Source organism: Pseudomonas sp. PLMAX (genome assembly GCF_046042685.1).
Classification (GTDB): Bacteria; Pseudomonadota; Gammaproteobacteria; order Pseudomonadales; family Pseudomonadaceae; genus Aquipseudomonas; species Aquipseudomonas putida_AE.
Genome location: NZ_CP064949.1, coordinates 3,555,224 through 3,577,702, shown reverse-complemented (window position 1 = coordinate 3,577,702; position 22,479 = coordinate 3,555,224). Strand labels below are relative to the sequence as shown.

The following is a 22,479-nucleotide window of genomic DNA, read 5'->3' as shown; positions in this document are numbered from 1 at the left end:
CTCGTATTGACTCCAGGGGGCACGGGCATGACATCTCGGGACATGTGCAACGTATGGGTAACGCCTCAATGAAAGGTCTTGTTCGCAGTGCCAGCCTCACTAATTACGCGGAAATTGCCCGCTCGATGAACGTCGATCCCATGCAGCAATTGCGTGCTGTCGGTCTTGATCCGCGCTGCTTGCTGCAGCCAGACCTGAAAATTTCCATCGATGCGGTGGCGCGGTTGCTGGACAGTTCGGCGCGGCAAGCCGGCGTGGAAGATTTCGGCCTGCGCCTGGCCGAAAGTCGCAAAGCCTCCAATCTCGGGCCCCTGGCACTGCTGTGGCGCGAGCCAACCCTGCGCTCGGCCTTGAAAGCGCTTCAGGAATTTCTTTATCTGCACAATCAGGGGCTGGTCCTGGAGATCGAAGAAAACGCCGGCGTGGCGGTGCTGCGGCTTGAACTGGTGACCGTGAGCCACTTGTTCGTACGCCAGTCCGTAGAGTTGGCGGTAGCGGTGACTCACCGGATGCTCAAGACCTTGCTGGGCGACCACTGGCACCCAACCGCCGTGTGTTTTCGCCACTGCGCGCCACGGGAAGATGGCCGGCATCAGCGTGTGTTTGGTACCGCGGTACAGTTCAACTGCTTGCTCGATGGCATTGTCTGTCGCAGCAGTGATCTGGATCGCGCCCTGCCCAGTGCCGATCCGGAAATGGCCCGGCACGTTCATCAGTACCTGAAAAGCATTCACGAAGATTCCAGGACCGCCGTGCTGGAACAGGTGCACCAGATGATCTGGACCCTGCTGCCTACCGGGCGGTGCTCCGTAGAACAGGTGGCGGCCCACCTTGGACGTGACCGCCGGACGCTGCACCGGCAACTGACGCGCGAGGGTGCAACGTTTTCTTCGCTGCTGGATCAAGTGCGCAGGGAACTGGCGACCCGTTACCTGGCAAACCCCCACCATCCCTTGAGCGAAATTGCCGGAGTCCTCGGCTTTTCCGAATTGAGCGCCTTCTCCCGCTGGTTCAGTCGGCTGTTCGCCTGCAGTCCGTCATCCTTTCGGCGTTTCAATGCTCTTTGACTTTTTTGATATGAAGGATGATCCACGCAAGAATCCCGATCGCTAGCGGCGCCATGGCGAACATGGCCTCGCGCGGGGTCAGCTCGACGCCGAGCAGGTGCAGCCCCGAGTAACCGAGCTTGAGGAGACTGAGCAGGTAGTAGCTGATGGCAATGATCGACAGGCCTTCCACGGCGCGTTGGATCTTGATCTGCGCGTCGGCGCGGGCGTTCAGGCTCTTGAGGATTTCCGAGTTCTGTTCTTCCATTTCGACCTGGACCCGTGCCTGCAGCAGATCGCCCAGGTTGGCCACGCTTTCGGCCAGATGCTCCAGTCGCTGCTCGGTGGCGGTGCAGTACCGGACGGTGGGCTTGAAGCGGCGTTCGATGAACACGCCAAGGCGCTGGCAATCACCCACATGACTTTCGCGCAATTCACCCAGGCGCTCGAACACCAACTGGGCATAGGCCTGGGTGGCACTGAAGCGGTGGCGGGTTTTCGCGGTGCTGCTGACCACCTGGGCAGACAGGTTGGAAATATCCGCCAGCAGGGCTTTGGCATTACTGCCGTCGGGGTCGGCGTTACGTTCCGAGAGGGTGACCAGGGTCTTGTCAAAGACATCCAGCAGCGCGCTCACTTCCTTGGCCATGGTCAGGGATAACGAGGCCATCATCCGGTAGGTCTCGATTTCCAGCAGGCGGCGGATCATCCGCCCCTGGCGGTACGCGTTCAGGCGCCGGTTGATGAACAACAGGTGGTTGCTGCCATCCTCGCTGATCCGAAAATCGCTCCAGTCCACCGCATCGCCACCCCCCACGCAGGAACCGCACGGGTCCTTGAAGCCGTAACGGGACAGCTCCAGCTGCGCTTCACCGCGTACCACGATCTGCACCGAATTGATCAGCGCCGGCAAATGCGCCTGGATTTTTTGCGCCAGTACGTCGGGCAGCGCCGTCCAGGACAGCTCATCGCTGGAGGAAGTGACCACCAGGGTCAGGGTGAAAAACTCGGCATGGCGCTCCCATTTCAGCGCGTGGCCGTCGAGCTGGGTAATGCCCTGGACGGCAGTCAGATCGAGGCCGGCCAGGCAGCACTCCTGAAGAAAGGCATTGCACACCTGTTCGCTGCCGAGGAAAGCCAGGTGAAACACATGGGCCGGTTCATCGAAATACAGTGACGGGCGCGCGTGCAGTTCGTTGTGCAGGCTTTGACGTAGCGGGTGCATGGGGTAGGACCGTGTTGGAGTTGTTTTGGGTGGGACAGGTTCATGGCCCCACGAGTCACTACCGCAGGCTGCGATCTTTCAAGGCGACACCTGTTTCTGATCCCGCACCGCCCGCCTGACCTCGGCCTGTATGGCATAAGCCGGCGCCTCCACGGCATTGAAGTCCTGTGTATAGCGCTGGGAAAATCCGTCTACCCCCCATTCCTGGTACTGCTGCACATGCTTCAATTCGTGGGCCCAGAGCGCGACGTTCTGTTCGGCGGTTTCGGCGTCGCGAAAGAGGATGATGTCGATCAATGTCACGGCACCGACGTCGGGGTTTTGCAGCATGGCGGTGGCGGCGCTGAACTGGCCGTTGTCGCTGACTTTGTAGCGCGCGGCATCGAGGACGCCAGGGTCGTACCAGCGCAGCAGTTGTAAACGGATCTGCGGTGGAATGGGTTGGATGCCGGCGTTGGCAGCTTCGGCGCGGGCCTGGGTCAGCCACAGCGCCAGGGCCGGTGCCGCGATCTGGTAGATTTCATCAGGCAACTGCCACACGTCCGGCAGGCAGATGCAGCCGTCCAGGCACACCTGCTTCTCGCCGGCCGGGCAGGCGCTGGTCTGGGCTGGCAACTCAAATGTCAGACAAAGAAGCAACAGCGCGAGCCATGGCGAGAAAGCGGAATGTTCAGCCAAGGGTTTTTACTACCTGTCGAAGTTGGCAATCACCTCAAGAATACTGAATTCTACTCAATCGCTCACGGCCGTACCCGATCCACTACTGAAGGCGCCGGCTTGCTGGCGATGGCGTCCACCGACGCCATCGCCAGCACATCTCGATCGTGTCAAACCCCAATCAACACACACCGCAAATCCTGTAGGGCTGGCTTCCAGCAGGCGTCCCCGACGCCATCGCCAGCAAACCGGCTCCCAGATCTGTCGTCATATCGCACACCGCAAATCCTGTAGGGCTGGCGCCGGCAGGCGATCCCAACGACGCCAGCGCCAACCGGCTCCACAGATCGGGCCCCAATCAACACACCCCAAATCCTGTAGGAGCTGGCTTGCCAGCGAGGCGATCCCAACGACGCCATCACAAGCCGGCTCCACCAATGACGTCACATATCCAACACACCGCAAATCCTGGGCTGACGCCGGAAGGCGATCCCAACGCCATCGCCAGCAAACCGGCTCACGATCGGTGTCAAACCACCAATCAACACACCGTCTTGAGGGCCAGCGAGGCGCACGACATCGCCAGGCGGCTCCAGATCGGTGTCTCATCCACACACACCGCAATCCTATTGGATGGACTCGCCCAGCCAGGCGTCAATGCGCCACGGTGGCAGTCTAAACAGCCAACGACGCGAGGGCGAGTCCAGCATAGTTCGATTGATCAATCCTGCTACCGATTTGTCGGCTACTTGGCGGTCGATCTGGCCAAGCAGGTTTTCAGGTCGCCGGTGAAGATGTTCTCGGCCAGGTGCGCTTCGGCAACGGATCAAGTCGCGAGGCGTTCCGTTCTCCAAGTTGCCGCCTCATGTTGTGGTTTTGATGGAACCGGTCCGGGTGCTCAAGCCTGGGCCGGCAACTGCAAGACCAAGGTAATTCGGCGGTCCAGCCGGTTTGGTGGCCAAACATCGCAGCGGGCCAAAAATGATCGCAACGATGGTTGGCGATTCTGCAGGCTGGTGCGATGAAAACTGCGGTACGGTCAAAAGCGTCGCGGCGCTGGCCATGCAGCGTGCATCGCGCCGTCAGGGCTATGTGCGTCGGCGCGGCCGTCAGTAATCAGATGCGCGGCCTGCTGCTCGGCACAGTGTGCCGGCAGGCGATGTTGCGATCAGCCAGAAAATTCCGCAGGTGCTGGAAGGCTACCCAGCGGCGGCCCTGCCGTGCTGATCGACCGACTGCTGGCCGAGCGCCATTTGGGCGGCATCAGCGTATGACAGGACGCCTGGAAGTGAACGCCGACATGACGGCGAAGCGACTGATGACTGTGCCGGCATCGGCAGTCACAGCCACGGCCCTGGTGGAAGGCAAGCCTGAGCGTTTCCAATGCCCGGTTGCCGCGTACTTTGGCATGGTGCCTGACCAGCACAGCAGCGGGGAAAAGATCCAGCTGGGGGACATGACCAAGCGGTATGCTTATTCGCCTGATGATCAAGGCCCACGCGGTGCTGCAACAACTACGACCTGATTCCAACAACCCGATGACCGCCGCTTGTTGCACTGGATGAGCGGTTGGTCGTAAGAAGCTGCGATCAGGCTAACCGCAACCTGCGAATCGTCTGGGTGCTTCTAGAATGACCAGACTATCGTCGCCACGCCGGAGATGGCCAGCAGGCAACGATAGCCACTGAGCGACAGAGTTCTGCCACCGAACTGTCCGACCCTTTGAAAAAAATTGACCAGGTCCGGCGTGATTATGCCTAGCTCTACGGCCTTCGAGGCTGAATTATCGGCTACACGAGCTCCAATTTTGAAGCCGGACGGCTACGAATAGGCCTTATCATGATGCAACAGGGCGACGGTTTAAAAGCAGGTGAACAGTGGGGCGAGTCCACATAGGAGCGGCTTGCCAGCGAAGGCGATCAACGACGCCAGCGCCAGCCGGCTCCTACAGATCGGTGTCAAACCACCAATCAACACACACCGGTCCTGTAGGACTGGCTTGCCAGCAGGCGATCAGCGACGCCATCGCCAGCAAGCCGGCTCCTACAGTCGGTGTCACGTCGTCAACACACCGCAAATCCTGTAGGAGCCGCGGCGGGCGTCCACCGCGCCATCGCCAGCAAGCCGGCTCCACTCATGTCACGTCCATATCAACACACACCAAATCCTGTAGGAGCTGGCTTGCCAGCGAAGGCGATCCAGCGACGCCATCGCCAGCAAGCCGGCTCCACACGAATCGGTATCAAACCACCAATCAACACACACCGCAAATCCTGGGAGGGCTGCCAGCGAGCGATCCACCGACGCCATCGCCAGCAAGCCGGCTCCTATAGATCTCGTCACAAATCAACACACCGCAAATCCTGTAGGAGCTGGCTTGCCAGCGAGCGTCCAGCAGCCATCGCCAGCAAGCCGGCTCCTGCAGTCGGTAACCACCAATCAACACACACCGCAAATCCTGTAGGAGCTGGCTTGCCAGCGAAGGCGATCCCAACGACGCCAGCGCCAGCAAGCCGGCTCCTACAGATCGGTGTCAAACCACCAATCCAACACACACCGCAAATCCTGTAGGAGCTGGCTTGCCAGCGAAGGCGATCCCAGCGACGCCATCGCCAGCAAGCCGGCTCCTACAGATCTGTGTCAAACCACCAATCCAACACACACCGCAAATCCTGTAGGAGCTGGCTTGCCAGCGAAGGCGATCCCACCGACGCCATCGCCAGCAAGCCGGCTCCTACAGATCTGTGTCAAACCACCAATCCAACACACACCGCAAATCCTGTAGGAGCTGGCTTGCCAGCGATAACGACCTCACGCTACTAGGAAGTGGTCCTTGACTTCTGGCCAACATTGGTTGAGCTCGCTGGTTGCCCAGCCGTCCATCGACTAGAGTCAAGCGGCACCCCATTGCTGCAACTCCCGGGTGCCTGGGTCGATGTCGACGGAGGAACACCCATGTCTTCAAACATCCTTTTCGCCTGGGGGCTGGCGGTCAGTACGGTGATCGTGCACGCCGTCGGCATCGCGCTGATGCTCAGGCTTCTGGATCGCCGCAAGGCTGCGACGCAACTCTGGGCCATCAGCTGGAGGCTGGCCTGGGTGGCGGTCTACCTGGTGATTCTGCACCTGGCGGAAATTTCGATCTGGGCCGCCTTTTATCTGTGGCAGCAATGCCTGCCCGATCTCGAAACGGCACTCTACTTCTCGGCAGTCACCTACGCGACGATTGGCTACGGAGAGGTGGTGCTGGCAACGCCCTGGCGCTTGCTCGCGCCGATCGAAGGCTTGATCGGCATCCTCATGTGCGGGTTATCCACGGGCCTGTTCTTCGCGATGGTCAACCACATCTACCAACAGGCTCACACGAGAACCCGGGACGATCTCAAGGACTGATGGTGGCCGATTGCGGAACGCATGTACGACCGCAGGTGTCATTTGTACTAGACACCCCGGTGTCGCATTCCCTTGAGAGACAGAGGTGGTCCCCATGAACAATATTATCTACATCGTTGGTGCCGTCGTAATCGTCCTGGTTATCCTGTCATTTGTCGGCATTGTATAGCCCAGGTTGCGTTCGGCGAGCCCAGATCGCTCGCAAAAGGAGAAGTTGATGCCTGGACGCAAGCATCCACCAACCCTGGTTGATGGCGGCGTTGAAACTGTCTCTGCGAGAACGCTGCGAGCTGGGGCGGTCTTCCGGCTCACGGTGAGCTTCATGCTGGTGGTGGTCCTGGCCTTTATCGCGGTTGAGGGTTGGCGGACGTGGCGTGATTACCGGTCAGCCTTCGCCTCTGCGCGCGACTCGGTGACGAACCTGGCGCGAGCCACGGCGCAGCACGCCGAAGATGCCATTCGCCAAGTGGACGTGCTGACCGCCGCGCTCGGCGAACGGGTCGAAGGTGACGGCTTGCAGAACATCGACGTCCCGCGTATCCACAAACTGTTGGTCCAGCAATCGAACATCATGCCGCAGCTGCATGGCCTGTTCATCTACGGCCCTGACGGGCAATGGATCGTGACAGACAAGGACGCAACGCCGGAGCTGGTGAACAACGCCGACCGCGATTACTTCCAGTATCACCGCACGCACACGGATAAAAACGTGCGCATCGGCGAGGTAGTCACCAGTAGATCAACCAACGACCTGATCATCCCCATCTCCCGGCGCCTGAACAATCCAGATGGCACCTTCGCTGGCGTTCTGCTGGGAACGATCAAGGTCAGCTACTTCGTCGACTACTACGGCGACTTCAAGATCGATGACAAGGGTGCCCTGGTGCTGGCCACCCGCAGCGGCACAATCCTGGTTCGCCGACCCTTCATTGCCTCCGTGGTCGGCAAGAGCCTGGCGGGCAGCGAGATTTTCCAGCGTTACCTGCCCAATGCCAACCAGGGCATCGCCGAAGTCAAGGCCGTCGTGGACGACACCGAGCGTCTGTACGGTTACCGGGCCTTGACCACCTACCCGTTGGTGGTGGAAGCAGGACTGTCCCGGGATTCGATCATCGCCCCCTGGCGTCGCGATCTGCTGAAAACCGGCTGGGTGCTGGTGGTGCTGATCGGGGTGCTCGCGGTGTTCGGGATCATCGTCTTGAGTCAGTTGCGCCAGCGAATGGTGACGGAAAGAAAGTTGCGTCACGCGCACCAGGCCATGCGCGACATGGCGCTGACAGACAGCCTGACCGGCCTTGGCAATCGTCGCCGCCTGGACACTGCGCTGCCGGAGGAGATCCGCCTGGCTGCACGCCAGGGCTCCTCGCTGTCACTGATCATGCTCGATGTCGATTACTTCAAGCGCTATAACGACAGCTACGGCCACGCCGCCGGCGATGATTGCCTGGGTGCGGTAGGCGCCGCGATCCAGCAGGCGGTCAAAAGACCCGGGGACCTGGCCGTCCGCTACGGTGGCGAGGAATTTACCGTGCTGCTTCCCAATACCGATGGCGCGGGCGCAGCCCAGGTCGCCGAAGAGATCCTGCAGGCCATTCGATCAATGGACATCGAGCACAACGCCCATCCCCTGGGCAGGGTCACGGCCAGTGCGGGTATCACCACCCATCGGCCGAACGTCGAGGACGTGACGCCGGCCACCCTGATCAAAGCCGCTGACGCCCTGCTTTACGCGGCGAAACGTCAGGGGCGAAATCGCTGGTGCGCCGCCAACCCGTCAAGCGAAAGTAACCCTGCGTAAGCGCGAACTTTCTCCTGCAAAGCCTTTCTTGCGAACCAGATGGCACTTGGGTGCCACCCAGTCTGCTACGCTTTTCATTCCCCGAACGGATTCGGGCAATCATTGCCAAAGGCTGTTTCGTGGCCACTTGAGGGGATGGAATGAAAGCCAAGTTACTGGGGGTCGCTGTTACCGTCGTCGTCATCGGTACCGCTGTCTATGGACTGAACACTTGGAAAACGCTGCAGAGCGAGCGTCAGGAAGCGGTCTGTACCTTAGCGCGCCAGCACCTCAAGGACCTGGAAGTACAGGCGCGGGCCCTGGCCGCCGGGTTGTCGGTCGAGGCCTATGCCGAAGCCGAAAAGGCCGAGGCCGGCAAACTGGTGTCGGCGCTGGATACGGCAAAAAACGAAGCAGAGGTCGATGCCGTGATCGACCAGCATTCTGCCGCCATCGAAAAGCAGATCCATGCTGAAGACGCAGAGGTCAAATCCCGGGGTGAGCAGAAGTTCCTCGTCCAGGAACGCAAGGAACAGCGCATCACCACCGACATCAAGCAGGAAATCCAGCGTGCCGAGAAGGCCGTTGCCGATGACTGCGATTAGCCTGGCCAATTCAAATTTTTAAATGCGCATGCTTATCAAAGTGACTAACGCGTTCTAGACTCCACTACTGGCAGGTTCATTCAAGCTCCGCGTCCCTGACAAAAAGCCAATAAAAACCAGGAAGTCCAGCCTTGAAAACTTCAACTATCGGCGTTGTGGGGAGTCTGCTGGTCTCGGGCGCGGTTTGCGCCACGGGGATTGCGCCGGTGCTCGATCTGGACTTCTCCCGCACCGCCATGGAAACCCTCAAGAAGCGTGGGATCGACGACGCGTGCATCGTCGCCGCCCAAAGCCCCGGGACGTTCACCTACTGCCGGGAAGGATCAACGACGCTCTGGCAGTACCAGACCCTGGACCTGGTGCAACAGGCCGGGCTGCTCAATGAGGGCGTACGGCCTTCGACCGATCATGGGCAAATCAGTGTCGTGGAAGTCGACAGCGCGGCCTGCGAAAATGACCACGGGAAAGCGGCGGCCGGACCTGCGACCTTCGCCACCCTGCTCCTCAGCCTGGCGAGCCTGTTCCTGTTGATCGGGTTGCGCTACACCTACCTGGCAATCATGCGCGGGCCCTATCAACCGGTGGCCGTCTCGGATCCCCGCCTGCAGCCCGTGATCAACCCCGAGTCCACGCACCCCTTGACCATCAAGGCGCTGGGGGCCTTCGGTGTCGCCGCCGCATTGGCCCTTGTCTACTGCTGTTACCTCGGATTCTGAAGCAGGAACCGGCCGACGGCGCGCCGGTCCCTTTTCGATCCTGTCTACAGTCGTTCTTCCACCACCGGCGGCGGCGGATCCTGCACCCACTGCCAGAACAACTGGTAACCCACCGCCAGCACCACCGGGCCGATGAACAAGCCCAGGATGCCGCCGGTGACCATCCCGCCCAAGGCCCCGATCAATATCACCGGCATCGGCACGTCGACCCCGCGCCCCAGCATCAACGGCTTGAGCACGTTGTCCACCAGGCCCGCGACGAAGACATAGATGGAGAAGATGATGGTCACGGTATTGGCCCCTTCGGTCGCGATGACAAAGGCAATGACCGGCACTGTGATCAAGGTTGCCGGCAGCTGCATGATGCCCAGCAGCAGCACCGCCAATGCCAGCAACCCGGCGCCGGGAACCCCCTTGAACACGAACCCGAGCCCCACCAGCAGCATCTGGATGAACGCGATGCCGACCACCCCGAGCGCCACGGCGCGGATGGTTGCGGTGCACAAGGTGGCCACTTGGGGACCTTTTTCAGGTCCGCTGATCCGCGAGGCGATCTGCACCGAGGCGCGGCTACCCGCTTCGCCATAGGCCATGAAGATCCCGGCGAGGATCAGCGCGACGATGAACATCAGCAAGCCCATGCCGACGCCGGCCACCTTGCCCAGTACCGACAGGCTGACGTCCTTGATTTGCGGAATGTACTTCGACGTCAGTCCGGGAAGGTCGGTAGACGCCTGCAGCCACAGCGCCGACAGCGGTTTACCCACCAGTGGCCAGCTGGCAACGGAATCGGACGGAGGCGGAATGCGGATGCCTTCGTCCCGGACCACGGTCATGGCATTTTCGACCGAGTCGGCAATCGAGGTGCCCAACAGGTAGATCGGGACCATGAGAATGGCGATGGCCACCAGCACGATCAGCGTCGCAATACGTCCGTCCTTTTCTCCCATCGGTCCCCGGAGCCGTTGTTGCAAGGGGTAGAGGGTGATCGCCAGGATCACCGACCACAGCATCAAGTCGCGAAACGGGCGAAAAATCTCAAAGCAGAACAGCACCAGCACGACAATCAGTCCGGCGCGGATCAAAATATCGAGCAACCCGCGGGACAAGGCCTTCTCTGACAGCGGCATGGGTACCATGGACGTCTCCTGACAGTTCACTGGGAAGGAAAACCGGTTAGCCCAGCATAGACGCACAATTCACAACGTGAAGGATCAACGCAGTTTAAGTGGATCCACCAAGTCTGCCGCAATCGCCATGCCCACCAGGTCCGGCAGTGTGTTGGCCTGCATGCGTTTCATGACGCGAGAGCGATACAGATCGACGGTTTTGGCACTGACCCCCAGTTGCTCGGCGATTTCACGGGTGGTGTAGCCCTGCACCAATGGCAGCATGACGTCCCGCTCTCGCGGCGTCAGCGTGAGCAAGCGGGCCTGCAACGCCTCCTGGCCCTGATTGCCGCAGCGTTGCGCGGCGCAATTGCCCAGCGCCTGTTGCACGCTGTCCAGTAGCAACTGCTCGTTATAGGGCTTCTCGATGAAATCATGGGCACCGGCCTTGAACGCACGGACCACGATGGGCACATCGGCGTGCCCGCTGACAAAGATGATCGGCAGATTCAGCTGGCGTACGCGCATTTCCTCCTGCACGTTCAACCCGCCCATGCCGGGCATGCGCACGTCGAGCAGCACGCAGGCATCCAGACTGGCATCGCAGGCCTCGAGAAACTCGATACCACTGGTAAACGGCAGGGCTGTAAGGCCGACCGACTCCAATAACCAGACCGTCGAATCGAGCATTCCCTGGTCATCGTCGACCACATACACCACGTGCTCCGCCACACCTGCCATTACGTCATTCCTGTTGTTGTTTTGTTGGGCCGGCCAGCGGCAATCGGCAACACATCAGCAGCCCGACAGGCTGGCGCCGGGCATTCAGTTCGCCGCCGAAACCTTCGATGATGCTGCGGCTCATGGACAACCCGAGCCCCAGGCCATCGGGCTTGCTGGTATAGAACGGGGTGAATATCTGCTCGAGCTCGGGCTCGCTGACGCCCGGGCCCTGGTCTTGCACACTGATTTCCACGGTGGCGCCACTGCCCTGCTCCACCGCCATTACGATCAGCGAAGGCTCGTGCGGATGCTGGTCACGGTTGGCGTCGATGGCATTGCGCAACAGATTGAGCAGCACCTGTTCCAGCAACACGCGGTCGGCATACACCGGCGGCAGATTATCCGGCAGTCGATCCTCGATTGTCACTTCGCAATGACTGGCCTCCCACGCGCATAAACGCACGGCTTCGCGGGCAATGTCGGTCAGGTTCAGCGCCTGCATGCGCCGCTGGCCCTTGCGCAAAAACGAGCGTAACCGGCGGATCACTTCGGAGGCGTGGGTGGCGTGATGGGTGATGCGTTCCAGGCCTTGCGCCACCCGGACGGCGGCCTGCGGATTGGAACCCAGTGTTTGTAGATAGCGTTGGCTGGCGTTGGCGTAATTCACCACGGCAGCCAGCGGCTGGTTGATTTCGTGGGCGATGCCCGAGGCCAGTTCACCGAGTGTGACCAGGCGCGCGGTGTGGGCCAGTTCGTCTTGATGGCGGCGCTGTTGCGCTTCGCGCAGTTCCCGTTCGGTCATGTCCCGCGCCACCAGCGAGTAATAACGCTCGCCGCCGGCGGAACGGTGGGCCAGTAACACCAGCGATACCGGCACGGACGTACCGCCGCCTGGTGGTTGCAGACGCGCATCGGTGCTCCAGACGCCATCGCGCTCGGCGCTGCTCCAGCCATCCCGTTGCAGGCGCGCAAGGTCGCCGCTGGCGAACAGATCGGCCAGGGCCGGCATGGATTGCTGCTCATTAATCCCGAGGATGCGGCGCGCGGCGGGATTGAGGTAAGTGACCAGGCCCTCGGGAGCGATGAACAACACCGGATCGATGTTGGCCTCGACCACTTCGGCCAGGCGTCGTTTGTTCTCCTCGGCGAGCACCCGGGCCGTGATGTCCCGGGAGACGCTCACCACTTCGACCACCGCCCCGGTATAGGTTTCGCGGATCGCCCGGCTGGCGGATTCGAACCACAGGTAATGGCCGTCGCGATGGCGGATGCGATAGGTCATGGTGTGATAGCCATCCTGTTCCAGCGCATCCCGTGCACGTTGCATCAGGCCGGCCAGATCCTGGCCATGGAACAGGCCCTGGGCCATTTGCCCGCGCAATTCCTCCGGCCAGTAGCCGAGCAGGGTCCAGGACGCGGGCGATGCATCGAGGAAACGCCCGTCCGGGGTGTGGCGGGAAATCAGGTCGGTGGTGTTTTCGATGATCAGCCGGTAAAGCCGGCGTGCGGTGGTCGCTTCTCGTTCCGCCAGGACCTGGGTCGTGGCGTCGCGGCAACGGGCGAGCACGCGGTTGTCCTGCGGGTCGGGAATGAATGTCCAGATCAGGATCTGCGTTTCGAACTGAGCCTCGACACCTTCGATGGCCCGTTGCTGATCCAGACAGGCGCGCACCAGCACCCGATGATTGACTGGCAAAAAACCCAATACATCAGGCAGTGGCTTCTCGGCCAGCAGGGCCAACAGCGCCGCATTGAACTCCAGCGGTCGGCCCTGTGCATCGAGCAACAGGCTCGGTTGTGGATCGTGGCCCAGTAGCGGCGAGCCGCGGAGCATGCCGTTGACGCTGCTCAACAGCGTCGTCAGCAAATCCCGCACCCAGCCCAGCCAGTCAAGACTCACCCCCTCGCACACTTCCACCAGCAGCAATCCCGCCTGCCCCGGCTGCAAGGCCAGGTCGAATACCTGGCCATGGCTGATGGCGGCTCGGCGCAGGCGACCGGCCAGCCAGCAGTCCAATTGCCTGACTTGCGCCAGGTCCAGGCGCCCGGCCTCGATCAGCTGCTCGAACAATAACTGATCGCTGGCCAGCGCCGGGTCGCCCAGGCCCGGCGGGAAATGCTGGGCCGCCCCCTCATGGCTGTAGATCCGCGCATTGGGCTGCCAACTCAAGTAAACCGCCCGCTGCACTTCCGGGCAATCCTGCAGCGCATGACACAGCGCGTCGGCCCGGGCAGCCAGGGACACGCCTTCACGTTGCAGGCGCAACCAGCTGTGCAGTCGAACGGGAGTCAGGGTCATTGCCGGTCCACTTCTTCAATAAATCCAAGCATATACCGGCTAAGGAAGTCCGGGGGCAAGTGATTTGGTACCGGACTAATTGAATATAGTACATTTACTATATTGCTTAGGTTGTACTTCCATACCAATGGATGAATGTTATATAAAGTAAACCGGACATAAAAAAGGCGACCCCGGCGCGTACACCGCAGGGGCTCCCATAGAGCTAACAATCAGCCACCGAGTACCCGTACATGTCGATCTATGAACAAGGGCTAGGCCCTTCGGCTGTCAACCATATTGCCCTGTCTCCGCTCAGCTTCATCGAGCGCACCGCCAACGTCTACCCGGACTACCCCGCCGTCATCCACGGCTCGATCCGCCGCACCTGGGCGCAGACCTATACCCGTTGTCGGCGCCTGGCCTCGGCTTTGGCCGGGCGCGGTATCGGCAAGGACGACACCGTGGCAGTGATGCTGCCCAATATTCCGGAAATGCTTGAAGTGCACTTCGGCGTGCCGATGATCGGCGCCGTGCTCAACCCGCTCAACGTGCGCCTGGATGCCGAAGCCATCGCCTTCATGCTGCAGCACGGCGAGGCCAAGGTGCTGATTACCGACCGCGAGTTCCACAGCGTGATTCACGCAGCCATCGGCATGCTGGATCACCCGCCCCTGGTGATCGACGTCAATGACCCGGAATACGGCGAAGGCCAGGCCGTCAGCGACCTGGACTACGAAGCGTTGCTGGCCGAAGGTGACCCTGCCTTCGACTGGAAGTGGCCAGTCAATGAATGGCAAGCCATCTCGCTGAACTACACCTCCGGCACCACCGGCAACCCCAAGGGCGTGGTTTACCACCACCGCGGCGCGTACCTTAACGCCTTGGGCAACCAGATGACCTGGGCCATGGGCAACCATCCGGTGTACCTCTGGACCCTGCCAATGTTCCATTGCAACGGCTGGTGCTACCCCTGGACCATTACCGCCATGGCCGGTGTGCATGTGTTCCTGCGCCGGGTCGACCCACAGAAAATCCTCACGCTGATCCGCGAGCACCAGGTCACTCACCTGTGCGGCGCGCCGATCGTGCTCAATGCCCTGGTGAACATGCCGGAGTCGGCGAAAGCGGCCATCGATCACCCGGTCAACGCCATGGTCGCCGGCGCGGCACCGCCGGCCAAAGTGATCGGCGCCGTGGAAGAGATGGGCATCCAGGTCACTCACGTCTATGGCCTGACCGAAACCTATGGCCCGGTGACGCTGTGCGCCTGGCACGCGGAATGGGATGAGCTGCCCCTGGATGAGCGGGCGCAGATCAAGTCCCGCCAGGGCGTGCGCTACACGACGCTCGAAGGCGTGATGGTCGGCGACTCGACGACGCTGGAGCCCACCCCGCGTGACGGCCAGACCATCGGTGAGATCTTCATGCGCGGCAACACCGTGATGAAGGGCTACCTGAAGAACCCGACCGCCACCGCCGAAGCGTTCGAAGGCGGCTGGTTCCACACCGGCGACCTGGCGGTCTGTCATCCCGATGGTTACGTCGAGATCAAGGACCGGCTCAAGGACATCATCATCTCCGGCGGCGAGAACATCTCCACCATCGAGCTCGAAGGCGTGCTCTACCGGCACCCGGGCGTGATGGAAGCGGCCGTGGTCGCCCGCCCCGATGAGAAATGGGGCGAAACGCCCTGCGCCTTCGTCACCTTGAAGGCCGATCACCAGGACGTTCGCGAAGCCGACATCATCAGTTTCTGTCGCGAACACCTGGCCGGATTCAAGGTACCACGCACCGTGATCTTCACCCTGTTGCCGAAGACGTCCACCGGCAAGGTGCAGAAGTACGTGCTGCGCGACCGGGCCAAGGCGCTCTAACCGAAAACCACGTTGTACCCCACGGTGGCAGGTGATTGACCTGCCGCCTCGGGCTCGTGCACGCCGAATTCGGCTGCCCGGCCCCCACAGACCGATAACAAGAACAAAGTGGAGCTAGCGATGACCGACATCCATTCAACCGATACGCAACGCTGCGAACGCATTCGCGGCAATCCGAAATTCCTCCAACTGGTGAGCAGCCGGTCCCGCCTGGCCTGGTCGTTGAGCGCCGCCGTGCTGGGCATTTATTACCTGTTCATGCTGATTGTCGCCTTTGCCCCGCAGTGGCTGCATGCGCCGCTTGGGGAACATCGGATGTTGACGCTGGGGATGCCGGTTGGCGCGGCGATCATCGTGTTTTCCTGGTTGTTGACCGGCTGGTACGTGTACAGCGCCAACACCCGCTTCGACGCACTGGGCGCCGCCATTCTCGAGGAGAGCAAGTGATGAACCTGTTCCGTACGCTTGCCCTCGCCGCTGCCGGCCTGTTGCCTGTTTCCGTCGCCATTGCCGCGCCCGCGCTGGGCGCGGTGGAAAAACAACCGCTGAACCTGAATGCCATCGGCATGTTCTTCGTCTTCGTGCTGGGCACGCTGGCCATCACCTGGTGGGCTGCGCGCCAGACCAAGTCCACCTCCGATTTCTATACGGCGGGCGGTGGTATCACCGGGTTCCAGAACGGCCTGGCGATTGCCGGTGACTATATGTCCGCGGCCACCCTGCTGGGGCTTTCCAGCCTGGTGTTTGCCAAGGGCTACGACGGCTTCATCTATACCATCGGTTTCTTCGTCGGCTGGCCGATCATCACCTTCCTGATGGCCGAGCGTCTGCGCAACCTGGGGCGCTATACCTTCGCCGACATCGTTTCCTATCGACTGGATCAGAACAAGGTGCGGATCTTCGCGGCCTTCGGCTCGTTGACCGTGGTGTGCTGCTACCTGATCGTGCAGATGGTCGGCGCGGGTCAGTTGATCAAGCTGCTGTTCGGCCTCGACTACCCGGTAGCCGTGGTGATCGTCGGTGCGTTGATGCTGGTCTACGTGATCTTCGGTGGCATGATCGCGACCACCTGGGTACAGATCATCAAGGCCGTGCTGTTGCTGGCCGGCGGCACCACGCTTGCGGTCATGGCGATGTCGCAGTTTGGTTTCAGCTACGAGACCCTGGCCGACAAGGCCGTCCAGGCCCACGCCAGTGGCTGGAACATCATGGGGCCGGGCTCGATGCTCGCCGACCCGATCAACACCGCGTCGATGTCCCTGGGCCTGGTGTTCGGCATCGCCGGCCTGCCGCACATCCTGATGCGTTTTTTCACCGTGCCCAATGCCAAGGAAGCCCGCAAGTCGGTGTTCTATGCCACCGGCTTCATCGGCTTCTTCTTCCTCGTGGTCTGCACCCTCGGTTTTGCCGCGATGGTGATCATCGGTACCGATCCGCAGTACTACGTCAACGGTGAAGTTGGCGGCGCCCTGATCGGCGGCGGCAACATGGTTGCCATGCACCTGGCCAAGGCGGTCGGCGGCAACCTGTTCTTCGGTTTCCTCGCGGCTGTGGCGTTCGCCACCATCCTCGCGGTGGTCTCCGGGCTGGCGCTGGCCGGTGCTTCGGCGATTTCCCACGACCTCTACGCCACCGTGTTCAAGAAAGGCAAGGCCAGCGAGAAACAGGAAATGCGCGTCACGCGCATGGCGACCGTGGGTCTGGGCATCATCGCGATCCTGCTGGGCATCCTGTTCGAGAAGATGAACGTCGCGTTCCTCGTGGGCCTGACCTTCGGCATTGCCGCCTCGACCAACTTCCCGGTGCTGATCATGGCCATGTACTGGAAAGGGCTTACAACCAAAGGCGCGATCATCGGCGGCTTCGCCGGCCTGATCTGCGCACTGGTGCTGGTGATCCTGTCGCCTGCGGTCTGGGTCACGGTGCTTGGCAATACCCACGCCATTTTCCCATATGACCACCCTGCCCTGTTCTCCATGCCGCTGGCGTTCCTGGTGATTGTCGTGGTGTCCCGGCTCGACCGCAGCGTGCGCGCCGAGAAGGAACGTGACGCCTACGCCGACCAGTTCGTGCGCGCGCAGACCGGCCTGGGTGCCGCCAGCGCTTCCAGTCATTGATTGCAAGGGCACGGCATTCGCTGCCGTGCCCATCGCACAACCGTCCTTTTGAGGTTCACGTTATGCCCGATTTCAAAGCCCCGCTGCGCGACCTGCGCTTTGTCCTGCATGAAGTCTTTGACGCCCCGGCCTTGTGGGCGCGCCTGCCGGCCCTGGCCGACAGTGTCGACGCCGATACCGCGGACGCCATTCTCGAGGAGGCGGCGAAAGTCACCTCGCAGTTGATTGCGCCCTTGAATCGCAGCGGCGACGAAGAAGGCGCGCAGTGGCATGCAGGTCGTGTCACCACGCCTGCTGGATTCAAACAGGCCTACGCCACCTACATCGAAGGCGGCTGGGTCGGGCTGTCCGGCAACGCCGGGTTCGGCGGCATGGGCATGCCGAAGATGCTGGCGGTGCAGTTCGAAGAGATGCTCTACGGCGCCAACTCGAGTTTTGCGCTGTATTCGGCATTGAGTTCCGGCGCCTGCCTGGCGCTGGATGCCCATGCCAGCGAGACCCTGAAAAACCTCTACCTGCCGCCGATGTATGAAGGCCGCTGGGCCGGTTCCATGTGCCTGACCGAAGCCCATGCCGGCACCGACCTGGGACTGATCCGCACCCGTGCCGAGCCTCAGGCTGACGGCAGCTACCAGATCACCGGCAGCAAGATGTTCATCACCGGCGGCGATCAGGACCTGACCGAGAACATCGTGCACCTGGTGCTGGCCAAACTGCCGGATGCACCTGCGGGCCCGAAAGGTATTTCGCTGTTTGTCGTGCCCAAAGTGCTGGTCAATGCCGACGGTTCCCTCGGTGCTGCCAACGCAGTGAGTTGCGGCTCGATTGAACACAAGATGGGGATCAAGGCTTCGGCGACCTGCGTGATGAACTTCGACGGCGCCAGCGGCTGGCTGGTCGGCGAGGAGAACAAGGGCCTGGCGGCGATGTTCACCATGATGAATTACGAACGCCTGTCCATCGGCATCCAGGGTATCGGCTGTGCCGAAGCGTCCTATCAGAGCGCCGTGGCGTACGCCCGCGAACGCCTTCAGAGCCGCTCGCCGACAGGCGCCATGGCGCCGGGCAAAGTGGCCGACCCGATCATCGTTCACCCCGACGTGCGCCGCATGCTGCTGAGCATGAAGGCCATGACCGAAGGGGGTCGCGCGTTCGCCAGTTATGTCGGGCAACAACTTGACCTGGCGAAGTTTTCCGACGATATCGGGGAACGGGAAAGCGCACAGGACCTGGTCGCGCTGCTGACACCGGTGGCCAAGGCATTTTTCACCGATACCGGCCTGGAAAGCTGCATCCACGGCCAGCAGGTGTTCGGCGGGCATGGCTACATTCGTGAGTGGGGCCAGGAACAATTGGTTCGCGATGTGCGCATCGCGCAGATCTACGAAGGCACCAACGGCATCCAGGCGCTGGACCTGCTCGGGCGCAAAGTGCTCGCCGACAAAGGTCTCGCGCTGCGCCAGTTCACCGGCGAGATTCGCCGCTTCGCCGCCCGGCCCGATGCCCCCTATGCCACACAACTGCTCGATGCCGTGCAACGGCTGGAGGACATCAGCGACTGGCTGCAGGATCGGGCCGCCACCAACCGCAACGAAGTCGGCGCCGCCTCGGTGGAGTATCTGCACCTGTTCGGATACGTCGCCTACGCCTGGCTGTGGGCGCGCATGGCCCAGGTTGCCGGGCAGAAACGCAGCGCGGACGACAGTTTCTACGGTGCGAAAATCGCCACCGCCGACTTCTACATCCACCGCCTGTTGCCACGCATCCTCGGCCTGGAGCAATCCATTCGTGCTGGCAGCGCCTCGCTGTATGGCCTGTCGGCCGAACAGTTCTGACGATTGAACCACCGCGGCGTCGGCTCCTCTCTTTTGGCGTCGCGGTTTTTACTTCCCGAGCCCTTGCCATTGCGGCAGGGGCTGCTGTGCCCGTCATTTCAAAAATAAAAACCAAGGGGCTTCACCATGGACCGCAGCACTCGTATTCTCGCTACCCGTCTCCTGTTGGCCGGCGGCGTCATCAGCCTCACGGCGCCTGCTTCTGCTGACTTCATCAAGGACAGCAAGGCCAGCCTGGAACTGCGCAACTTTTACTTCAACCGGGATTATCGTCAGACCAACGCCGCCCAATCGAAACAGGAGGAATGGGCCCAGGGGTTCCTGCTGCGCTATGAGTCAGGCTTTACCGAAGGTTTGATCGGCGTCGGTTTCGACGCCATCGGCCTGCTCGGGGTCAAGCTCGATTCCAGCCCTGATCGCGCCGGTTCCGGCCTGCTCAAACGCCACAGCGACACCAGCAAAGGTGCCCAGGACGAATACGGCGAGCTGGGCCTGACAGCCAAACTGCGCGCTTCGAAAAGTACGCTGAAGCTCGGCACGCTGCTGCCCAAGCTGCCGACGGTACTGGCCAACGATTCACGGCTGTTGCCACAAACCTTCAAGGGCGGTCAGTTGACCTCGCTCGAACTCGAAGGCCTGACCGTGGATGCCGGTCGGCTGACGCAGGTCAACCAGCGCGACTCCTCGGACTACGAGGACATGGGCATCACCCGCACCGGCGCCAAGGGCATCACGTCCCGCCATGTCACCAGCGACAGCTTCGATTTCGCCAGCCTGAACTACAAGTGGACCGGCAACCTCGCCACCGGCTACGCCTACGGCCATCTCGACAATTTCTACGACCAGCACATGGTCAACCTGACCTACGTGTTGCCGGTGACCAGCGGCCAGTCATTGAAGACCGACCTGCGTTACGCCCGTTCTACCGACGATGGCGGCAGCAATGTCGACAACAACGCGATTGGTGCCATGTTCACCTACAGCCTCGGCGGGCATGCCTTCGGCCTTGGCTATCAAGGCATGAGCGGCGACACCGGTTTCGCCTACATCAACGGTGCCGACGCGTTCCTGGTGAACTTCGTGCAGATCGGCGACTTCGCCAGCAAGGACGAACAGTCCTGGCAGGCGCGCTACGACTACAACTTCGCGGCCATGGGCGTGCCCGGCCTGACCTTCATGACCCGCTACCTCACCGGCGACAACATTGACCTGGGCAACAACCGTCCCGAGGGCAAGGAATGGGAGCGCGATACCGACATTGGATATGTGGTGCAAAGCGGTGCGTTGAAAAACGTCGGCGTGAAATGGCGTAACGCGACGGTTCGCTCGACCAACTTTGGCAGCGACCTGGATGAAAACCGCCTGATCGTCAGCTATACGTTGCCGATCTGGTAAGCCTAATCAAGATCAAAAGATCGCAGCCTGCGGCAGCTCCTACTGGATGATATGTAACTTCAACGCACACGTTACCCTGTAGGAGCCGGCTTGCCGGCGATGGCGGCCTCACAATCTCCCCATCTCCCACGGCCGTACCCGATCCACTCACAACCGACCCTTCTCCCACGGCCGTACCCGATCCACTGTAGGAGCTGGCTTGCCAGCGAAGGCGACCTCACAACCAACCCATCTCCCACGGCCGCACCCGATCCACTGTAGGAGCTGGCTTGCCAGCGAAAAAACTAAGGGCGCCGCGGGGTGTCAGGCTTCCCGCGTTATCGTTGACCTCCATCGCGAGCAAGCTTGCTCCTACGGTGGATCGGGCTAAGGGCGCCGCGGGGTGTCAGGCTTCCCGCGTCATCGTTGACCTCCATCGCTGGCAAGCCAGCTCCTACAGTGGATCGGGTACATCCGCGGCGGTGGCCATAGTAGGTTAAGATGCCTGCAAACCTGGCTCGCCACGAGACACCCCGCATGACCGACCCCACACCCCGCCTGATCAAGAAGTACCCCAATCGCCGCCTCTACGACACCCACACCAGCAGCCACCTGACCCTGGCGGACATACGCCAGCTGGTCGTCGATAAAGTCGCGTTCCAGGTGGTGGACGCCAAGAGTGGCGAAGACCTGACTCGCAGCATCCTGCTGCAAGTCATCCTGGAAGCCGAAAGCGGCGGTGAGCCGATCTTCACCAGCGAAATGCTGATGGGGATCATCCAGTTCTACGGCCCTTACCAGGGCGTACTCGGCAGCTACCTCGACAAGAGCATCCAGACCGTGATCGACATCCAGTCGCAGACGGGCGCGCAGTCGTCCGAAGCCTGGAGTACCTTCATGCACCAGCAGGCGCCGGTGATGCAGGACCTGATGCGCCAGTACGTCGACCAGTCCAAGGCGCTTTACCTGAATACGCAGAACATGTTCGGCCTGTTTGGCGCCAAGCCGACTACCGATGGCAGCGACAAAAAAAATGGCGATGGGGAATAAACCCATCGCCATCGGTGCAGCCTTACTGATTTGACTTACTTGTTACCGTTGGTGGCCTTGTTACTTGCTTGCGGAGCAGCCTTCGCAACAGCGTCCGCAGCGGCGGCGGAGGCGCTGTCAAAATTACCCTGAGCGGCCTCTGTCGCCTGTTTTGCGGTTTTTTGCGCGCTTTCAAACACCGTACCGGCATTCGCCAGGCCCGATTTGAATGCCGCCACCACAGGCTCGGAACCGGCCGGTGCGTTCTTGCTGATCTCTTCTACAAATTCCTGAACCTGCGCAGTACCCGCCTCGACCTGATTCGACGTCAATTGGGCGATGTCCGACTGGGTGCCCACGATCAGTGCCTGCACCTGACGGTTGAACTCGGCCAGGCGTTCGGTCTGTGCGCCCGGCTGGCTGAAAGATGCCTGCAAATCGGCGAAGCCCTGGGGATCGCGCACGGCCAGCAGTTTGCGCACACCTTCGAATTGCTCTTCGGTGGACTCACGCAGTGCCTTGAACTGCAACTGGCTCAGCTGCTCAACGCTGGCGAAGACTTTGCCGCTGATCTGCTGCAAAAGATCGAGGTTGGCTTTCTGGACGGTTTGCAGTTTTTCCGGGTTGAAAAAAGACATGCTTGAACTCCTGGTACTGAAAGGCCCCGAAGGGACCTGAGGACGCGACAGCGATCCGGCAGTCATCGCGCTGGACTTCA

General features: G+C 61.3%; 17 protein-coding genes and 1 pseudogene. 12 read left to right on the top strand and 6 right to left on the bottom strand.

What is annotated here, in order from left to right; genetic code table 11:
• The first annotated feature begins 68 nt into the window (after nucleotides 1–68).
• Nucleotides 69–1,067 carry an AraC family transcriptional regulator gene (locus DKB71_RS16460; RefSeq protein WP_408595892.1) on the top strand — a complete coding sequence of 333 codons (999 nt, stop codon included), beginning with the start codon at nucleotides 69–71 and terminating at the stop codon, nucleotides 1,065–1,067.
• Here the strand turns inward: DKB71_RS16460 and DKB71_RS16455 are convergent.
• Nucleotides 1,054–2,271 (bottom strand): DUF3422 domain-containing protein, encoded by a 1,218-nt coding sequence (locus DKB71_RS16455; RefSeq protein WP_408595890.1) that lies wholly within the window; start codon nucleotides 2,269–2,271, stop codon nucleotides 1,054–1,056. The genes DKB71_RS16460 and DKB71_RS16455 overlap by 14 nt on opposite strands.
• Before the next feature lie 78 nt (nucleotides 2,272–2,349).
• On the bottom strand, nucleotides 2,350–2,949 hold the full coding sequence (locus DKB71_RS16450; protein ID WP_408595888.1) for a DUF4157 domain-containing protein: 600 nt from the start codon (nucleotides 2,947–2,949) through the stop codon (nucleotides 2,350–2,352).
• A gap of 728 nt (nucleotides 2,950–3,677) precedes the next feature.
• Here DKB71_RS16450 and DKB71_RS16445 point away from each other — a divergent pair.
• The 5 genes and pseudogenes from DKB71_RS16445 to DKB71_RS16425 all read left to right on the top strand — a co-directional run bounded on the left by DKB71_RS16445 (nucleotide 3,678) and on the right by DKB71_RS16425 (nucleotide 9,419).
• Nucleotides 3,678–4,563, top strand: a pseudogene (locus DKB71_RS16445) (IS110 family transposase).
• 1,320 nt (nucleotides 4,564–5,883) lie between these two features.
• Nucleotides 5,884–6,321: a potassium channel family protein gene (locus DKB71_RS16440; RefSeq protein ID WP_408595886.1), complete on the top strand. Its 438-nt coding sequence runs from the start codon at nucleotides 5,884–5,886 to the stop codon at nucleotides 6,319–6,321.
• A 217-nt stretch (nucleotides 6,322–6,538) separates the two neighbouring features.
• Nucleotides 6,539–8,119, top strand: a complete 1,581-nt coding sequence (locus DKB71_RS16435; protein ID WP_408595884.1) for a diguanylate cyclase — start codon at nucleotides 6,539–6,541, stop codon at nucleotides 8,117–8,119.
• Between the two features lie 140 nt (nucleotides 8,120–8,259).
• Nucleotides 8,260–8,703, top strand: a complete 444-nt coding sequence (locus DKB71_RS16430; protein WP_274075340.1) for a hypothetical protein — start codon at nucleotides 8,260–8,262, stop codon at nucleotides 8,701–8,703.
• 131 nt (nucleotides 8,704–8,834) lie between these two features.
• Nucleotides 8,835–9,419: a hypothetical protein gene (locus DKB71_RS16425; RefSeq protein WP_408595882.1), complete on the top strand. Its 585-nt coding sequence runs from the start codon at nucleotides 8,835–8,837 to the stop codon at nucleotides 9,417–9,419.
• Nucleotides 9,420–9,463: 44 nt separating this feature from the next.
• On the opposite strand, the gene DKB71_RS16420 is transcribed toward DKB71_RS16425, so the two are convergent.
• From DKB71_RS16420 to DKB71_RS16410, 3 genes are all read right to left on the bottom strand, one after another.
• Complete coding sequence (locus DKB71_RS16420) at nucleotides 9,464–10,558, bottom strand: AI-2E family transporter (protein ID WP_274075342.1); 1,095 nt, start codon at nucleotides 10,556–10,558, stop codon at nucleotides 9,464–9,466.
• 75 nt (nucleotides 10,559–10,633) lie between these two features.
• Nucleotides 10,634–11,269: a response regulator transcription factor gene (locus DKB71_RS16415; protein ID WP_274075343.1), complete on the bottom strand. Its 636-nt coding sequence runs from the start codon at nucleotides 11,267–11,269 to the stop codon at nucleotides 10,634–10,636.
• 4 nt (nucleotides 11,270–11,273) lie between these two features.
• Entirely contained in the window at nucleotides 11,274–13,550 is a 2,277-nt protein-coding gene (locus DKB71_RS16410; protein WP_408595880.1) for a PAS domain S-box protein, read from the bottom strand.
• A 233-nt stretch (nucleotides 13,551–13,783) separates the two neighbouring features.
• On the opposite strand from DKB71_RS16410, the gene DKB71_RS16405 reads away from it, so the two are divergent.
• The 6 genes from DKB71_RS16405 to phaR all read left to right on the top strand — a co-directional run bounded on the left by DKB71_RS16405 (nucleotide 13,784) and on the right by phaR (nucleotide 21,782).
• Nucleotides 13,784–15,406 carry an acyl-CoA synthetase gene (locus DKB71_RS16405; RefSeq protein ID WP_274075345.1) on the top strand — a complete coding sequence of 541 codons (1,623 nt, stop codon included), beginning with the start codon at nucleotides 13,784–13,786 and terminating at the stop codon, nucleotides 15,404–15,406.
• 120 nt (nucleotides 15,407–15,526) lie between these two features.
• Nucleotides 15,527–15,853, top strand: a complete 327-nt coding sequence (locus DKB71_RS16400; protein WP_274075346.1) for a DUF485 domain-containing protein — start codon at nucleotides 15,527–15,529, stop codon at nucleotides 15,851–15,853.
• Nucleotides 15,853–17,523 (top strand): cation acetate symporter, encoded by a 1,671-nt coding sequence (locus DKB71_RS16395; RefSeq protein WP_274075347.1) that lies wholly within the window; start codon nucleotides 15,853–15,855, stop codon nucleotides 17,521–17,523. The genes DKB71_RS16400 and DKB71_RS16395 overlap by 1 nt, the downstream gene beginning before the upstream one ends.
• Before the next feature lie 62 nt (nucleotides 17,524–17,585).
• Nucleotides 17,586–19,358: an acyl-CoA dehydrogenase C-terminal domain-containing protein gene (locus DKB71_RS16390; RefSeq protein ID WP_408595877.1), complete on the top strand. Its 1,773-nt coding sequence runs from the start codon at nucleotides 17,586–17,588 to the stop codon at nucleotides 19,356–19,358.
• A 126-nt stretch (nucleotides 19,359–19,484) separates the two neighbouring features.
• The gene (locus DKB71_RS16385; protein ID WP_408595875.1) at nucleotides 19,485–20,753 is read left to right on the top strand and encodes an OprD family porin; all 1,269 of its coding nucleotides are present in this window, start codon (nucleotides 19,485–19,487) and stop codon (nucleotides 20,751–20,753) included.
• Nucleotides 20,754–21,233: 480 nt separating this feature from the next.
• The gene (phaR, locus tag DKB71_RS16380; RefSeq protein ID WP_408595873.1) at nucleotides 21,234–21,782 is read left to right on the top strand and encodes a polyhydroxyalkanoate synthesis repressor PhaR; all 549 of its coding nucleotides are present in this window, start codon (nucleotides 21,234–21,236) and stop codon (nucleotides 21,780–21,782) included.
• A gap of 35 nt (nucleotides 21,783–21,817) precedes the next feature.
• Here the strand turns inward: phaR and phaP are convergent, their stop codons facing one another.
• Nucleotides 21,818–22,399, bottom strand: a complete 582-nt coding sequence (gene phaP / locus DKB71_RS16375; RefSeq protein WP_408595871.1) for a TIGR01841 family phasin — start codon at nucleotides 22,397–22,399, stop codon at nucleotides 21,818–21,820.
• Between the last annotated feature and the right edge of the window lie 80 nt (nucleotides 22,400–22,479).

Coding starts and splice junctions, on each gene's coding strand:
- DKB71_RS16430 (WP_274075340.1), top strand. CDS start 8,260: ATGAAAGCCAAGTTACTGGGGGTCGCTGTTACCGTCGTCGTCATCGGT.
- phaR (WP_408595873.1), top strand. CDS start 21,234: ATGCCTGCAAACCTGGCTCGCCACGAGACACCCCGCATGACCGACCCC.
- DKB71_RS16395 (WP_274075347.1), top strand. CDS start 15,853: ATGAACCTGTTCCGTACGCTTGCCCTCGCCGCTGCCGGCCTGTTGCCT.
- DKB71_RS16400 (WP_274075346.1), top strand. CDS start 15,527: ATGACCGACATCCATTCAACCGATACGCAACGCTGCGAACGCATTCGC.
- DKB71_RS16415 (WP_274075343.1), bottom strand. CDS start 11,269: ATGGCAGGTGTGGCGGAGCACGTGGTGTATGTGGTCGACGATGACCAG.
- DKB71_RS16455 (WP_408595890.1), bottom strand. CDS start 2,271: ATGCACCCGCTACGTCAAAGCCTGCACAACGAACTGCACGCGCGCCCG.
- DKB71_RS16410 (WP_408595880.1), bottom strand. CDS start 13,550: ATGACCCTGACTCCCGTTCGACTGCACAGCTGGTTGCGCCTGCAACGT.
- DKB71_RS16440 (WP_408595886.1), top strand. CDS start 5,884: ATGTCTTCAAACATCCTTTTCGCCTGGGGGCTGGCGGTCAGTACGGTG.
- DKB71_RS16385 (WP_408595875.1), top strand. CDS start 19,485: ATGGACCGCAGCACTCGTATTCTCGCTACCCGTCTCCTGTTGGCCGGC.
- DKB71_RS16420 (WP_274075342.1), bottom strand. CDS start 10,558: ATGGTACCCATGCCGCTGTCAGAGAAGGCCTTGTCCCGCGGGTTGCTC.
- DKB71_RS16460 (WP_408595892.1), top strand. CDS start 69: ATGAAAGGTCTTGTTCGCAGTGCCAGCCTCACTAATTACGCGGAAATT.
- DKB71_RS16390 (WP_408595877.1), top strand. CDS start 17,586: ATGCCCGATTTCAAAGCCCCGCTGCGCGACCTGCGCTTTGTCCTGCAT.
- DKB71_RS16435 (WP_408595884.1), top strand. CDS start 6,539: ATGCCTGGACGCAAGCATCCACCAACCCTGGTTGATGGCGGCGTTGAA.
- phaP (WP_408595871.1), bottom strand. CDS start 22,399: ATGTCTTTTTTCAACCCGGAAAAACTGCAAACCGTCCAGAAAGCCAAC.
- DKB71_RS16405 (WP_274075345.1), top strand. CDS start 13,784: ATGTCGATCTATGAACAAGGGCTAGGCCCTTCGGCTGTCAACCATATT.